This window comes from Paenibacillus sp. G2S3, from assembly GCF_030123105.1.
Lineage (GTDB): Bacteria > Bacillota > Bacilli > Paenibacillales > Paenibacillaceae > Paenibacillus_AQ.
Genome location: NZ_CP126095.1, coordinates 341,277 through 357,593, shown reverse-complemented (window position 1 = coordinate 357,593; position 16,317 = coordinate 341,277). Strand labels below are relative to the sequence as shown.

Here is a 16,317-nt window from a genome sequence, read left to right as displayed (position 1 = left end):
TATTACGCCGGAAGCACCCGTAATAAAGGCTTTTGCCTTTGCTACGGGTGCTTTTTTTGTTGCCATTAGAGTTACGAATATAGGAGGAGAACAAATGAAAACATTAAAGTCAGTGCCCTTACTACTGCTGACGATCTTGCTACTGCTAAGCACATCATCAGGAGCTATTGCTGCATCTACAACAGAATTAACCCCCTCTATTAAAGCGGCTTTTGATCTGACAGCCGCAACGGCAGAAGGTCCTGCCAGGGTTAAGCTGACTTCTCTGTACAATGATTTATCCACCTTAAAGCAGCAGTATGATCAGCGCGAGGAGCAAATCCGAAGCCTTCATTACAATAATGAGCAATCGCTAGTTGTGGTTCGTCAACAAATTAAAGGAATTGATCTTGAAGCAGTGACCCGATTGGAAACCTCCGTTAAGAGCACCAAGCAACGCTATCAGCCCTTATTCGACCAGTATAGTGCACTAAACAAGCGAATTAGTATCGCCAAGACTCTTAAGGATAAGACCTTGAATACCGTACTGCGTGCCCAAGGTAATGCTATGAAGATCTTGGTTCAGTTGGCACGCCAAGAGATCAGCGACAAGCAGAATCAGCTGAACGCCGCGAAAAAGACACGTTCACAAAAGATAGCCGAAGCTCGCAAAACCTTGTCTGGCATTGAAAGTCCTCAAATCACGATCAAATCTAACAAGAGTGTGATCACCTCGTTAAACAAACGTGTCTCAGCAGATTGGACTGACTTCAAAGCAGCAATTCGCAAACAAAACCTTACGTTAACCACCCAGTCCTTATCTTCACTAGTCTCCGGTTATCGTCAGCTCGCAATCCATAAGCAAAAAATAATTGAGCTCGAACAAAAGGTTTCCCTTGTTATTGCGAATACGAAGAAGCAAATCAGCTAACGGACTTCTTCTTCTCATTTGCTCTGCGATAGGCCAGCACTTTGCGGTACATGCTTTTATTAGGAAGATGTTTGAAAATGTACGGATCCGGACTAGTATTGACTTCAATAATCCAAGGCGTCATGTGGTTATCTAATCCTACATCGACACCAATCTGTTTAAAGCCTGGATATTTCTTATGGTAGAAACGTCCGGTATCCTCACCTAGCTTTCTCAATATCTTAAGCATCTGAGCTTGCTGAGCATCGTTCAAATAAGGCGACAGCAGCTTTTCCATAGACATTAGCGTACCACCGTTATGATAGTTGGTAACAATCTTGCCTTTCTCAGCGACTCGGCCAATCAATCCGGTAGTTTCCCATTTGCCACGCGGACTGAGCTGGACCATCACTCGGATATCAAAGCGATGCTTTCCGTGCTTCAGCAAAACAATCCCTCTCTGAATCAAGTAACTACGTCCGCGTGTCGCCTTCTTGAGGGATGAATGGAAGGTGTCATAGGTTCCAAAGGTCTTTATCTTTGTTCCACTTTGGTATTTGTATTCTATTCCATGAGATTCCTTACTCTGTTCAACCTTCATCACACCATTGCCATAAGTACCGCGTTCCGGTTTAACGTAAATCATCCCATATTTCAACAACATCGTCTTTAGGTTTGCTTTACTAAACTTCACCGTCTCTGGGATGAGCGGTGAAATCTCGGAACTTTGCATGAGCACCTTGGTTTTAATCCATTTGCTGGTCAACGCAGAATTTAACTTCTTTCCCAATTGCCCTCTCCCCTGTCACTCGAATAATGATCATAGCCTTGCTTAGCCTTAGTATTTTATGCTTCGACTATGTGAATGGCATGAGTTGAACGCCCTCTCCGCTTTCTGAGATGTATCTCCAGATACTCAAGCTGCATATGGTGGGAAGAGGATAACCATTAGCGGATCAGAGGAGGCATGAACCATGCATATTTGTATTATTGCGCCGGAACGTCTCCCGGTTCCGGGAGACGGTTCAGTAGAAATCTGCATTTGGGCCATTGCCAGAAGACTGGCTAAGAAACATAAGGTTACCATTGTGAGTCGAAAAGCGCCGGGACTGCCCGATGCTTCCATATTAGAGCAAGTCAGAATCATTCGGTTACCCGCAAGTACTCCCGTTCATTATCGTACTTCGGTATTAGACTACATTCAGAATGAATCATTTGATATCGTTCAGATCGATAATCGCCCCAATCTTATGTCTGCTGTAAAGAAACGGCTCCCTCATCTTCCGGTATTTCTATTTCTGCATTCTCTTACATTCACACCGGACACAGTTAAGACTGCTAGAGCCTTGGCTAGAGCAGATCTGATTATTGCGAACAGCCACTCTCTACAGCGAAGACTAACCCGTCGCTTCCCTCAATTAAACAATGAAATCCGTATTGTCCTGCTCGGAGCAGATCTTGATCGGTTCACTCCTGTAACGACACAGGAAAAATACCATCTTTGCAGACTTTACAGACTCCCGAGGGTCTTTACCGTCTTATTCGTCGGTCGAGTCATTCCCCGCAAAGGGGTGCCCGTATTGATACGTGCTATGTACCATTTAAATAAGCACCTTCCCGCCCATCTTGTAATTGCAGGCAAAGGGAAACCGTCATATTTGCGACAGCTGAAGCTGCTTGCACAGCGACTAGGCGTATCCGTTTCCTTCCTTGGAAATGTAGCTCATGAAGATATTCACACCCTGTATCAGGCAGCCGACTGCTTTGTATGTCCTTCTCAGAATCATGAATCCTTTGGACTTGTTAATGTAGAGGCCATGGCCTCGGGACTGCCCGTCATCGCTTCAAGTAATGGCGGTATCCGCGAAATTATCGACTCCGGCCATAACGGATTTCTGGTGGAACGATATCGCGAGGCCTTGCCCTTTGCTAGAAATTTGCTGCGACTGGGCCGCAATCCGGGTTTAGCAGCAACCATCGGGAAACAAGGAAGAGCGGATGCGCTTGAGGCCTTCAATTGGCAACGTACTGCAACCGATTTGGAACGGCTTTATCAAGCTGCGTTAGTACAAGAATAGATTCCTACAAGCATAAAAAGTAGTCCGCCTCCAATCACTGGAGACGGACTACTTTGATTTAAATAAATTGAACAACCGTAAGTACAAGCCCTACAACAAAACCACATAAGGCACCGTTCACACGAATCCACTGAAGATCTTTACCTACTTTATCCTCCAGCATATTCACTAGACTAGCATCGTCCATGCTATCCAGATTCTCTTTCACCAAAAGACCGATTCGGAAGTGGTTAGCCTCTACAAATGCAATTAGTGAAGCGCGAATTCGTTCCTCCCAGCTACCGATCCACTCTTGTTCCTTACTAATACGGCGCACAAGCAGGGCGTATAGCGCAAATAGCTTGCGTCCGCCAGCTGAGCGGTCCTCTTCTAATAAGGAGAGTGCCTTGCTGCGTACGTTCTCCAATTGAGTAAGCAGAAAAGCGGTTGCCGCTTCTCCCTCAAGCTCATTAAGTGCCCATTCTTTTATAGAAGTCATTCTAGCCTCATCATTAACAATCTGGAACAGCGCCACCCGAATTTCTCGGATGATCTCTTCACGATAAGGGCTATCCTCTTCGCGAAAATCGCGAATACCGGACTGTAGCATGCCTTGCAGCATTTCACCAAGCATATCCGCATCCATGAACCCAACGAAAGCCTGAAAAGCCATCCCCTTCAGTCCACCGAGCTTCACTTCAGCCAGTTTCTCACTGGCGATCTTACCCAGCATAGCTTTCGTTTCAGGTCGACCGCTCCAGTTGGATACCCCTTCCAGCGCATAATCCAGAGCAGCTACATCTTTTCCATCGTTCATCAATTTAGTGATAATTTTATCAGCCGCAACCCCAAGCTCCGCTTTACGAATATAGTCAGAGGCTGCTTTTTGAAGAAACGGTACAGCTTTCTCTACCGGAAGACGTGACACGAATACGCTAAGCTGCTCTAGGAGCTGGGCTCTGACCTTCTTCTTGCTAAAGAACTTCGTCAGCAGCTTGGAACCCATAGACATGATGCCAAACTTGCGCAGCTTGTTCTCAATGCTCTCTTTGTTCAGTAGCTCAGTCTCCATGGCGGTAATTAACGACTGGATAATCTTATCCCGATTCTTGAGCAGCAATGAAGTATGTGGAATACGCAGCCCCAGCGGATGGCGGAATAACGCGGTTACTGCGAACCAGTCGGCAATCCCCCCAACCAGCCCGGCCTCAAAGCCACCTCTTAGTAGTATCACAGCGAGATTTTCAGGTAGAAATAGTGTAATCAGAAACCCACATGCCATAAAAGCTAGTGACATGGTGGCCAAGTTTTTGGATCTCACGATTAGTCCCCCTTACATACACAGCTGCCGATGTCCTTACGCAGAAAAAATATCGGCGGATCACGTCCCACGAACATGAACTGACGATAGACTCGGCTAGGCGATTAGTTTAACAACTATTGTACCACGACTGAACTATTTTCTAAAAATATACGATCAGAATAGGAATGAAAAGGTGTTTTTGGTTTTCAGAATATTAATGATAAGATACAAGTAACGTTCTCATAACCCGCGAAGGGGACAACTATGACTGGATAAGGAGATCATACGTTATGCTGATTGCTTTAGATATGGATGGAACATTGCTGAACGAAGAAGGAAAAATTAGTCCAAAGAACCGCGAGGCGATTATAAACGCTCAGAGTTTAGGTCACATTGTAATTATTGCTACGGGACGCTCTTTTATGGATGCGGAACGACAGCTGCGGCTAGCGGATCTGGAATGCCCCGTGGTCAGTCTGAATGGCGCAGTAGTTACACTAGCTGACCGTACGCTCGCAGCAAGTAGACCGCTGAATAAGGAAGACATCATTCCTGCGTTACGCTGGATGAATGAAATTCCCGATTTGTATTACGAGGTATACACAGAGGACAACGTGTATGTAGAACTAAATAAACGGGTTAGATTAGAGAAATTATCTGCACTAAGTGAAGAAGAAGTGCCCGAGGAAGTCAGCTGGCTGCTAAAAGCAATGATCGATCAGCAGTTTCAACAAGCGGCTGTAACTTACGTAGAGAGTATGGAAGAGGTCTGGAGTAAAAAAGAAAACATAATTTATAAAACGTTAGCTTTTTCACTAAACCGGGAACTGCTCAAAGAAGCTTCTACTCGCTTCGCTGCGATTCCTGGCCTGATTATTACAGCTTCCCATGTTAATAATATCGAAATTAACCATGAGGACGCCAACAAAGGCTCCGGTGTAGCTATGCTCGCCGCCCACTATGGCATCCCGCTAACAGATGTAGCCGTAATGGGTGACAGCTATAATGATCAGCCCATGTTCGAGGTGGCTGGCTACCGAATCGCTATGGCTAACGCAGCACCGATTCTGAAGGAAATGGCTGAATTTGTTACCGTCAGTAATGAGGAAGATGGGGTGGCGGTAGGACTTGAGCATCTTATGGCTAAATCCTGAGCCAACATACTTGTCTTAAATCATAAACTGCCAAAAAAACCTCTAACATCATCCTGAGGATGGGTTAGAGGTTTTTTTAAGATTGTCTTAACTAATTATAGCTACAGCTTTATACAAGGGTGATTGTCCAAGCTGAGCGGCTTGGCAAACTCAACATCTTTCAACAACTCGTTATTCCGCTCATTGCGCATAACACGTGATTCACATCGTTCGGACTGAATCTCCTTGAGTATTTCACGATTTTCATCATATAAGGTAACTGCCAGTGTATGATCATCTTGTCTTACAACCAGCTCCATATTTGGCTTAACTTCAAGCGATATCGTTTCAAAAGGAGACACATCAATCATAACTTCCAGTCCCACATTCTTGAATGTATAGGAGTGTGTGATTTCAAGTCCACGGTTATAGGTGGCTTCAATACGTCCATTCCCTATATTCACATCATAAGCCAAGGATTCAAGCTCTTGCGGAATTCTTGGTGCAATTGTCAGTGTATTGTTAATCAGGTCTGGACGGATACCCAAGAAGTATTGATACCACACACGCAGCTGCTCAGCATTGGACCAAGCTTGCAGATATGCACCTGTTAGCTTCGCCCAGCTCTTACCTTCCTCAGGATAAGCATCCATATTCTCACAAAGTCCACCAACAACCCCTAAATTCAAGGCCTGCCAGTTCATATTCTTGAATAGCTGATAGGCTGTTTCTTCCTGCCCTGCTTCAATCATACGCTGCATCGCAATACCATTCAGCCAAATCCAAACCGCACCGTTATGGTAAGCCTCGTCTTTTGGATAATGAGAGGTTAAATGAAATGGGCGGAACAATGGATGATGTCTATCTAGCGAAGCAACGCCCCATGGATAGACCAACTCTTCCCATGCGGTACGAATCGCTCTAGCCTTAAAATCATTATCATCAAACATTTCAAAAGCAAATAACTGGTTTGGGCGCAGGGAGAATTCCGGCTTGTCTTCTGCATCCAGTCTGTCTGCTAAATAAGGATGCGCTTGATCAATGAAATCGACCTCAAAATGGTGCTTCAAGGTTTCAGCAATGCCCTTCCATTTATCAGCATTCACCTTGTCATTCATATATTCAGCAAAGTAAACACCAGCAAGCAATTGGTTATACCAGAGTGCTTGAATATCATTGGCACGGGTATCCCGAGGAGAATACGACTCCAAATTGCCATCCCGGGCATCCATCCAAGTTTCATTATCTGCGTGCTTCAAATACCCTTTATCATCTACCCAATATTTTATGGAACCTTCAATACTATATTGTACATTGTGATAAAGCTCTTTAATGATCGCTGTATCTCCTGAATACTTAACGTAATCCTGCAACTGGATAATGAATCGCGGCGTACCGTCCGTTGTATGGTAATCCACCTTTCCAGGAGACAAGATATTTGGAATTCTACCAAAGTATTTAGAATCTTCGTCCGTATTCTGAAACTCTGCGAATGATAGCAAAATATTTCTAGCCGTTGCGAATTGCCCTGTAACTAGCACAGCTCCCGGAAGAGCTATAAATTGATCCCGTCCCCAATATTCGTTAAACCATGGCAGTCCTGCATAGATACCATCACCCTGCTGTCTAGTAACTAACTGATCCATTGTGATATTCAGCCAATTCATAGCTAAAGTAAACGTATCATCACTGCTAGTTAGATGGGCATTGTGGTATAAGAAATCTTCCATCCGCTTAACACGTTCATCTTTCAAAGTGCTTATATCTTGCCTAGCTTTACAGATTAAGCTTGCTGCTTCCTCAGTTGTCTTACCTGCAGCGATATAATAACCTCCAGCGGTTGCATCGGCAATTAGAATTTCATTATCCATGTGCAAAGGAGAAAGGTTGATAGCACTAACTGCAATTACCCAATCTCCCTCAATAGCGGTAAAGAACGCGATATGATCTTGTTGGTTTATATAGCTAACATTCTCTCCCCTTAAAGTAATGCCTATGGCTTCCTTCGCATTAGCGAGACTAATTTCTAATAGATTATGATAATCCAACAACCACAGCTCTTCTGTCAGATCGGCGTGCTTACGCACCATTTTATAAGGATAAGCCCAAACTTCGGATGTTCGATTGTCTAGCTTCTGCCCACCTACGAATAAGGTGTATCCACCGAAAATTCTATTCTTAGCAATATTAAGTCCCTCAAAAAATGCATGTTCCACATGATCCGTATGATGGGATTGTGTAAAGTAAAATGCTGCCTCTTTATTCGTAAATGAAATACTCCGATTGGCTTCTTGAGAGACAAATGTCTTCATTTCATCCAGTATTGATGTATGAACCTGATTACTATTCATTGTAAGCCTCCTATTTTAAAATAGTAGGCCGCTATGAAACCTCATAGCGGCTGTATAATAATATTTATTCTTTAACCGAACCAACGACAATCCCTGATACGAAATACTTTTGCATAAACGGATAAATCAACAACAATGGCAGCGTAGAAACCACGATTTTAGCAGCGTTCAAAGTCTTATTCGAAACTTTTGCTAATTCCAATAATTTTTCAGGATCTGTAATGTTCTGAACCTCAACGCTTAGCTGTTGGATATAGGTTTGCAATGGATAATTCGCCGTCTTATTAATATAAACCAGGGCACCAAAGTAATCATTCCAATGGCCCACAATGGTAAAGAGTGTAACGGTCGCGAGCGTAGGCAATACTATCGGAAGATAAATTGTACCTAGTATTCTCCACTGTGAAGCTCCATCTATATTCGCAGCTTCCTCTAGAGATTTCGGTACAGCGCGGAATGCATTCATCAGCAAAATAACATTCCCTATCGGTACTGCACCCGGCAAGATCAATGACCAGATAGAGTCTAAAAGATTAAGCTCTTTGACTACCATAAAGGTTGGAATCAATCCGCCTGAGAATAACATTGCGAAGATAACAAGATTCATATAAATCTTCTGTCCCGTGAATACTCGTGAACTTTTAGACAATGGATAGGCTGTAAGAATCATCAGTACCATATTCACAAGCAGACCTAACACTACCCGTTCTACAGAGATCATGAATGAACGCCAAAACTGGCTGTCAGACAATAATTTTTCATAGGAGCTAAATGTCGGATTAACCGGGAATATACTTACAAGATTTGCGGAAGCCGCCGCATTGTCGCTGAAAGAGATGGCTACTAAATTGACTAACGGTATAAGACAGGACAAGGCAAACGCTAGAACAAATACCCAGATAATAACATCTGCAATACGACCCTTGATGTTAGATGCGTAAATGGGAGAACCCCCCTTTCTTTAGAAAATACGATAATCCGTAAGTTTTTGGGCCAGTTTATTCGCAGAAAGAATCAATACGATACCAACGACTGACCGTAATAGGCCAACTGCTGTACCTAAGCTGTATTGTCTTTCTACCAGACCCACCCGATAAACGTAGGTATCAATAATATCCGAAGATTCATACACCAAAGGATTATACAGATTGAAGATCTGATCAAAACCAGCATTCAATACATTCGGCAAGTTCAAGGTTGTAACCAACAAAATGGTTGGCATTAAGCCTGGCAACGTGATGTGCCACAGTTTCTTAAACCGATTGGCGCCATCAATGGAACCTGCCTCATAAAGTCCTGGATCAATGGATGTCAGGGAAGCTAGGTAGATGATTGAACCGTACCCAAAACCTTTCCAGACATCTGTTAATACTAGCATCGGTCTAAACCAGGTATTGCTGGCCATAAACAAGACCGGGTCAATCCCAAACCAACTTAACATGGCATTAACAGGACCTTCATATGAGAAGATGTTCATGACCACAGTAGCCAAGATCGCCCATGACAAGAAGTTCGGAAGATAAACAACCGTCTGTATGAATCGCTTAGCAAACTTTACCCGAATTTCATTTAATAACAGGGCAAACACGATGGATGTAAAAGTACCCACAATAATTTTCCATAATGCGATAACGATCGTATTACTGAAAATCTGTTTGCTGTCCGGAATTTGGAGCATAAATTTGAAATTATCAAGACCTACCCAGGATGAACCACTCATTCCCTTAGCCGGAACATAATTTTGAAAAGCCATTATAATACCGAACATTGGAATAAACGAAAAGATAATTAGGAAAATCATGCCTGGCGCCATCATGAGATGGAATGCTGTCTGATCTTTTTTATTTTTCATTTACGGATCATCTCTTTCAACATCATTTGGTTGCTATCGCTTCGTTAACTTCCTTAGTAATTACTTCCCCGCCGGTTTTATTCCAGCTATCTACAAACTTATCAAATGCGTCAGGTGTTTGTTCACCTGTAATGATCTTCAAGTACATTTCAAGTTCCATTTTAGTAAGTGTCGGCCATTTCAACGTCATGGATGATGTACTTCCAAAGAATAATGGATTCACTTCTTTAATATTGGAGGCTTTCACCAAACTAGCTGTCGTAATACTAGAAGTATATCCAGCCCATGCATTAGAGTCTGGTGTTTCTCCATTCTTCTTACTATCAAGAAATTTCTTATAGGAGTTATAAGCATTTAAATCCTCATTGCTAATTAATTTACTGGTATCGCCTGTCTCTATTGCTTCTTTCATGATGTCAACATTACGATAGAAAGCGTCATAATAATCGATATTAATGGCGAGCGGAGATCCGCCAACATTCATGCTCTTATAATCTTCAAATTCTTTCAAAGCTTTTGCATCTTTTTCTTGGTAACGCTGATAGTCATATTGAACACTCACAAGTTTGGCTGCAAGTTCAGGATATTCAAAGCCTTTGCGAACAACCAAATAACTGCTGGAAGGATTTCCAGTGAACATTGTAAGCGAGCCATCTTCTGATTGTGGAGCAACATAAGATATCCATTCCGCTTTTGGATTTAGCTTAAGCGTGTCAGCCACAGTCCAGCTTCCCCACCAGTTATCCATGAATGAACCACTTTTTCCACTTGTAAGTAGCGCCTTGCGGTCATCACCAGTACGTACTGCAAACTGACGATCAATCAAGTTATTATTGTACATTTCTGCCAACTTGGTCAGTGCAGGCTTCATCTCTGGTTGAACAGATCCGTATACAGCCTTTCCACTTCCATCATCAATCCACTGTTTTGGATACGCACCATATAGCGAAAAGATATTATTAAATGAGAATTGTCCACCAGAAACACCGGCAACGTTTTCATTATCAACAACAAGACCTAGCGTTTTGCCCGCTCCGTTACCACCTGGATCTTTTTCTACAAATTGCTTAATAATGTTCTCGACATCAGCCATTGACTTCGGCTCAGCAAGGCCCAATTTGTCCATCCAGTCTTTGCGAAGCCAGAGAATACCAGGACCATGTGAAATTTCAGTAGTTGGTATAGCCATCAGCTTACCATCGAACTTTGCACTATCCAGAACACGTCCACCGTAGGAATCATAAATTTCCTTAATTCGATCGCTGGCTGTATTCTCATAAACTTCCGTCAGATCTGCGATCAGATCGTTCTCATAAAGCTGTTGCAATGTCGCGTAGTCAGGAACTACCATAAGATCTGGGATTTCACCGCTTACAATCGCCATCGAAACTTTTTGACTATAGTCTGTACCATCGTTGGATTCAAACGAGGTCGTATTTTGAATGTTCAGCTTATCCTTGAAATATCTTGTCCACACATTGTTTGTGGCATTATCTTTCTCATAAGGTGTTCCTGCAAGTGCTGAATAGCTCGTTGCCACTTGTCCAACAGAATAAGTAACCGTTTCTGGATATGCGCCAAACGGAGTCGTCTGTGCTTCTTTCCATGCAGGATCACTCGCATCTGTCTTGGTGGTAGATGCTGAAGAATTATTAGAACTCGAACAACCTACCATAGCAACAGCTAATAGTGATGCTAGTATTATAGAGCTTGATTTTCTCAATTTATGTTTCATTATAAGAGCCTCCCCTTTTCTATAAAAAAACTCATATTAGAAAACGATTTCAAAGCGCCGGCCAGCTTCAAAAAAATTCATATTGTTACTCCTTTAAGTTTATAGATGCTTGCTATCCATCGTAAACGCAAAATAATTATGTTTTACACCAAAAAATACTCATTATGCCGATAATCTCGAAGAAAAATTGCTACGGTCGGAGATGTTATACTACAATATCAATGTCACTACATGTCGAAAGGTGGGAAATAATGTTATCCATATTAGTGGTGGATGATCATAAGGAGGAGCGAGAGGGAATTGCTTTCCTCATTAAGGAGCTTGGCTTCCCCCTCCAATTGCATGTCGCAGAAAACGGTCGTAAAGCACTTGAATATTTAAGCACACACTCAATCGATATTCTCTTTACCGATGTAAGGATGCCTATAATGGATGGATTGCAGCTAACAAAGGAAGCATTAAAGCTATACCCCAAATTAAAAGTGATTTTATTCAGTGGATTCGCCGAATTTGAGTATGCCAAAACAGCCCTTTCCCTAGGCGTATCCGAGTATCTTTTGAAACCGGTTAACATAGAAGCCTTCCAGACTACTTTAGAAAAAGTTATTCAGGAATTAAAGAACCAGCAGCAAAAAGAAGAAGCGGCACAAAGAAAGCAAAGCTATGTGAAAAAACATATACTCTTCTCTCTAGTCAACGGCATCGGAAGCTCTCCCCCTCTTCAAGAGCTGTCTATTGAATTACCCAGCCATTACAATAAAATGCTGTTGTTAGAGTTTGATAAGCCTTTCTTTGAATCTGTGGATTCGGAATTCGAAGAATTTGTGCTTGGTTTAGTAGACACGTCTGCTGATTACTTGAATCTAAACGGATGTCAAAGTCTACTACTGTTTCCCGAGCAAGAGTCCCCTTCTTCCCTGTTTGATAATAATTCAGCAATACGCCTGCATAATTGCATCCTTAATAAATATGAAGTGAATTGTTATCTCGCTATGAAAGAGGAAGTAACTTCGATACAAGATTTAGGTTCACTCTTAGCTTCATTAGAAGAATTGATGGAATATCGTTTTTTTCTCCCAGATACCTTTATATTCAATACGCAAAATGACTTCCATTTTTCTGAGACCCTGTATCCAGACCTTACAGATAGCCATCTACTGGATCAGATTCGAAATAATCTGAAGGATCAAGATGTTTTTAGCTTACGGGCAAACACTGAGATCTTATATCAAAAATACGTACATCAAGTACAGTATTCACATTTGTATGTAAAGTATATGTTCTCCACCATCTATCAGGAAATCATGACACAAGCTGCACCTATATCAGAAATGGAGCTGCAGACTGCCGTCGAGACCATATATGGATCAGAAGATTTGCGGGATATCAAAGATATCATATTTGAGGGTATCGCTCGGATTGATCAGAATTCCACAAACCAGGAGCCTACTCAGAACCGTGATGTTGATGCCGTCAAACAATATATTGAACAATATTATGCAGATGATCTAAGTTTGGAAATGCTTGCTGCTAAAGTGTATTTGTCTCCACATTATCTTAGCTCCATATTCAAGAAGCAGACAGGCTGTGGGCTTAATAAATATATTAAGAATGTCCGCATGCAAAACGCAAAAGAGCTGTTAACTAATACGCATCTAAAAATATCAAACATTTGCACCGCAGTGGGCTATCGCAATATTTCGTACTTCTGCCAAAATTTCAGGGATTTCTATGGGTACACACCAGAAAAATATAGACAGTATAATCAGAAATCCTCTGTATATCGGGAGGAGAAATATGCAACTTTGGCGGACACTTAAGCAAAATATTCGTGACTTGAGGTTTCAAACCAAGATCATGCTTTCATTTATGTTAATCAGTATGATTCCTGTTATTGTATTGGGGAGCTTCTGCTATCAAGAAGCCAAATCATCCCTCATTAAGCAATCCAAATCTGATTTAAAAGCAGCCTTAAATCAAGGCGCTTTAGCTTTAAATAGTCATCTGGATGTCTACAATAAACTCATGAACTTCTTGAGTTTTGATCAACAAATTATTAATTCAGCCAATCATACCTATACAAGTATGTATGAAATGTATGATCAGTTAACCAATGTGATTGACCAAGATTTCAATACGGCACGTTATCTAAATACAGGTGTCGAACAAATAACATTGTATACAGGAACCAATCTTTTGGCACACGGCAGTACCGTCAGATCCCTGAATGATATTAAACAGAAATATTGGTACGAGATGTTGATGAAGTCAGTCGATGTCCTGTGGTTTACAGATAACAAGGAGATCTTTGCTGTTCGACGCATTATTAATACGAAACAGAAAGATCCTAAAGAAAATGTGCTGTATGCACGTGTGAATTACAATTCGCTATTCAAACCTTTTGAAGCCTTACTCTCTCAAGGTTCAGAGATTCTCGTCAGAGACGCTGATGGAAAGTCGATCTATGCCTCACCTGGTATTGAAGGATATATTTCTTCCAATAACACAGACAGCTTGGATACGCTACATTGGAAAGATACGAAATACACTGTATTACATTCTGAAGTTCCAATAACAGGCTGGACAGTTATGTTATGCAAACCTACAAAGATGATTACGAATTCTGCTTGGAAAATCCTTTCGACAGTTGGGCTTGTTATTGTTGCCTGCATTGCTGCCGTTGCTATAACTGCCAATCTATTCTCTCGAAAGTTCAATTCGCAAATTAAGCGTCTGCGCAATAATATGCGCACCGTAGAAGAGGGGGCACTGGAAGTTACAGTCACCAGCACATCGAAAGATGAGATTGGGGATTTAATCAGAGGCTTTGGCAACATGGTCGACAAGACTAAAATGTTAATCGATAAGGTATATATTGAGGAAATTTCACGAAAAGAATATGAAATGAAAGCTCTACAGGCTCAGATTAATCCTCATTTTCTATATAATGCTCTTTCGCTTATCAATTGGAGAGCCATTCGAATCCATGCAACAGATATTAGTGAAATGGCGCAGCTTCTATCCACGTTCTATCGGACTACGCTGAATAAAGGGAATAATATTATTTCTGTTTCGGATGAACTATTGAATGTACAATCTTATATACAGATTCAGCTGAACATGCATAGCAACAACTTTGAGGTAGAATATCAGATCGATGAGGCCATTTTCTCTTATTACATGCCTAACCTGATGCTTCAGCCTCTGATTGAGAATGCTATTATTCATGGTATCGAGAATAGAGAAGAAGAAGGCAGTAAAATTACTCTATCTGGAGAAATGGTGGAAGAGTGTATCATTTTCAAAGTAAAGGATAATGGCGTTGGCATCCCACAAGAACGACTCAATCTACTGCTTAAATCCCAGTCTATAGGCTATGGACTCAAAAATGTAAATGACCGGGCAATGCTAATGTACGGACCAGAATACGGCTTATCCATTACCAGTATTGTAGGACTGGGAACGGAAGTTACATTTCGATTTCCATTCAAAAGATACGAAGGTAGCCCAGATCTATAACTCCTCTAAAAGCGATGATGTTAACTAGCCTACGCTCAAAAAGTCAACCGGGACAAGTATGCTGCTGGATTCAAAAAGACCCGGTTGAATTACTTCAATTCATTGATTTACAACTTATCAAGGACGCTTTCCTCCCCCTCCCAGTCGGCAGAAACACGCACATAATCCCCCACATCAGGAGATGCCACCAGTTCAATGATGATCAATTCGAGCGCTGTAATTGCCCGCAAACCATGTCTTGCACCGGCAGGTACCGTAACCGTGTCTCCGGCTGCAACCCCATGAAGAACGCCGTTCATACGGTACTCTCCATTCCCGGAAAGAAAAGACCATATTTCTTTGGTGTGCCTGTGAAAATGATAGCTGGTGTGCTTCCCTGCTAGCATGGTGATTTTGGAAGTCGTAACCTCAATGCCTGCTGCTGTTCGTGAGAAATCCAGAATGCGTGAGCTCCCCCACCGCTTTTCTTCAACCATCGGCTTCGCGGCATGACCCTCCAGCTTCTGCTTAATCCGTTTCGCCTGCTCGATCCCAGCAACTAAAATACCATCCGCACCCGCCGCCACAATCAAACCTGGGGCACCGATGACATGTACGGGACAAGAGAGCTCGTTCACTAAATAAGTTCCTTTTGAATCCTCAGAAATGCTCCCCCTACCAATTACTTTTTCCTGCAAATGAGGGGTAAGCGCATCCCAACTGCCAATATCCGCCCATATCCCTCTATAGGGAATAACTACCGCTCGTCGCGTACGTTCCAGCACCTCATAGTCAAAGCTTCGTTCTGGAAATTCGTCATAACGCTCCAATAACTCCATGTAATCCACCGAAAGCTTCCGTTCCACCATACTTGAAAGCAAGTATCCTAATGAGCAGGAGAATACTCCACAGTTCCACAGTCCTCCACTGGAAATGAACTCGGCCGCCGTCAGTTCATCTGGTTTCTCTGCAAACTGCTTCACATTTAAAAAGGACGTACCGCCTGAACCTTCACTCGGTAAAATATATCCGAACTGTGTGGATGGGAATTCAGGCGTAACACCGATCAGGGCAATATCCGCTTGTGATTCGGACAACACGCTGGGAAACTGCTGAAGCTGTCTGAAAAAAGAAGCCTCCACATATGAATCGACCGGAATGACCACTACGATCTCTTCTAGGTCTATTTTCTTCACAGAATGCAAATAACTCGCTGCCAGCGCAACCGCAGTAAAAGTTCCCCGCTTCTGTGGCTCCGCCAGTAAGTCAATCTGACCGCCAACAGACTTGCGGGTAATCTCCACCTGACTGCGATGGGTCACAATGCAGCTTGAGTCCAGCAGTCCTGCCTCATCCAGCCCTCTGCACACTCGCTCGATCATCGACTCCATGCCGCCATTTTCTGTTGGAAGCAGTCTTAAAAATGCCTTTGACCTGATCTCGTTCGAGAGCGGCCACAGCCTCTTTCCTGATCCCCCTGAAAGGAGTACGATCTGCAA

Annotated in this window: 12 protein-coding genes; 5 read left to right on the top strand and 7 right to left on the bottom strand. The window is 42.5% G+C overall.

What is annotated here, in order from left to right:
- Nucleotides 1-94: 94 nt before the first annotated feature.
- The gene (locus tag QNH28_RS01620) at nt 95-910 is read left to right on the top strand and encodes a hypothetical protein (protein WP_283909890.1); all 816 of its coding nucleotides are present in this window, start codon (nt 95-97) and stop codon (nt 908-910) included.
- Here the strand turns inward: QNH28_RS01620 and QNH28_RS01615 are convergent.
- On the bottom strand, nt 903-1,679 hold the full coding sequence (locus QNH28_RS01615) for a YheC/YheD family protein (RefSeq protein WP_283909889.1): 777 nt from the start codon (nt 1,677-1,679) through the stop codon (nt 903-905). The genes QNH28_RS01620 and QNH28_RS01615 overlap by 8 nt on opposite strands.
- A gap of 184 nt (nt 1,680-1,863) precedes the next feature.
- Here QNH28_RS01615 and QNH28_RS01610 point away from each other — a divergent pair, with 184 nt between their 5' ends.
- On the top strand, nt 1,864-2,967 hold the full coding sequence (locus tag QNH28_RS01610) for a glycosyltransferase family 4 protein (RefSeq protein WP_283909888.1): 1,104 nt from the start codon (nt 1,864-1,866) through the stop codon (nt 2,965-2,967).
- A gap of 58 nt (nt 2,968-3,025) precedes the next feature.
- On the opposite strand, the gene QNH28_RS01605 is transcribed toward QNH28_RS01610, so the two are convergent.
- Complete coding sequence (locus QNH28_RS01605; RefSeq protein WP_283909887.1) at nt 3,026-4,267, bottom strand: DUF445 domain-containing protein; 1,242 nt, start codon at nt 4,265-4,267, stop codon at nt 3,026-3,028.
- Nucleotides 4,268-4,539: 272 nt separating this feature from the next.
- On the opposite strand from QNH28_RS01605, the gene QNH28_RS01600 reads away from it, so the two are divergent.
- Nucleotides 4,540-5,403, top strand: coding sequence for a Cof-type HAD-IIB family hydrolase (locus QNH28_RS01600; RefSeq protein ID WP_283909886.1), 864 nt, complete (start codon nt 4,540-4,542; stop codon nt 5,401-5,403).
- Between the two features lie 101 nt (nt 5,404-5,504).
- On the opposite strand, the gene QNH28_RS01595 is transcribed toward QNH28_RS01600, so the two are convergent.
- The 4 genes from QNH28_RS01595 to QNH28_RS01580 form a co-directional block, all read right to left on the bottom strand.
- A complete protein-coding gene (locus QNH28_RS01595; RefSeq protein ID WP_283909885.1) occupies nt 5,505-7,733 on the bottom strand; it encodes an amylo-alpha-1,6-glucosidase in 2,229 nt (742 codons plus the stop codon).
- A 64-nt stretch (nt 7,734-7,797) separates the two neighbouring features.
- The gene (locus QNH28_RS01590) at nt 7,798-8,676 is read right to left on the bottom strand and encodes a carbohydrate ABC transporter permease (RefSeq protein ID WP_283912014.1); all 879 of its coding nucleotides are present in this window, start codon (nt 8,674-8,676) and stop codon (nt 7,798-7,800) included.
- Between the two features lie 18 nt (nt 8,677-8,694).
- On the bottom strand, nt 8,695-9,585 hold the full coding sequence (locus tag QNH28_RS01585) for an ABC transporter permease (RefSeq protein WP_042184236.1): 891 nt from the start codon (nt 9,583-9,585) through the stop codon (nt 8,695-8,697).
- A 22-nt stretch (nt 9,586-9,607) separates the two neighbouring features.
- A complete protein-coding gene (locus QNH28_RS01580; RefSeq protein WP_283909884.1) occupies nt 9,608-11,320 on the bottom strand; it encodes a type 2 periplasmic-binding domain-containing protein in 1,713 nt (570 codons plus the stop codon).
- A gap of 251 nt (nt 11,321-11,571) precedes the next feature.
- Here QNH28_RS01580 and QNH28_RS01575 point away from each other — a divergent pair, with 251 nt between their 5' ends.
- Together QNH28_RS01575 and QNH28_RS01570 are read left to right on the top strand one after the other, a co-directional pair.
- A complete protein-coding gene (locus QNH28_RS01575; RefSeq protein ID WP_283909883.1) occupies nt 11,572-13,140 on the top strand; it encodes a response regulator in 1,569 nt (522 codons plus the stop codon).
- On the top strand, nt 13,118-14,839 hold the full coding sequence (locus QNH28_RS01570; protein ID WP_283909882.1) for a sensor histidine kinase: 1,722 nt from the start codon (nt 13,118-13,120) through the stop codon (nt 14,837-14,839). Before QNH28_RS01575 ends, QNH28_RS01570 begins: the two co-directional genes overlap by 23 nt.
- Nucleotides 14,840-14,946: 107 nt before the next feature.
- Here the strand turns inward: QNH28_RS01570 and QNH28_RS01565 are convergent, their stop codons facing one another.
- Nucleotides 14,947-16,317, bottom strand: a complete 1,371-nt coding sequence (locus QNH28_RS01565; RefSeq protein WP_283909881.1) for a sugar phosphate nucleotidyltransferase — start codon at nt 16,315-16,317, stop codon at nt 14,947-14,949.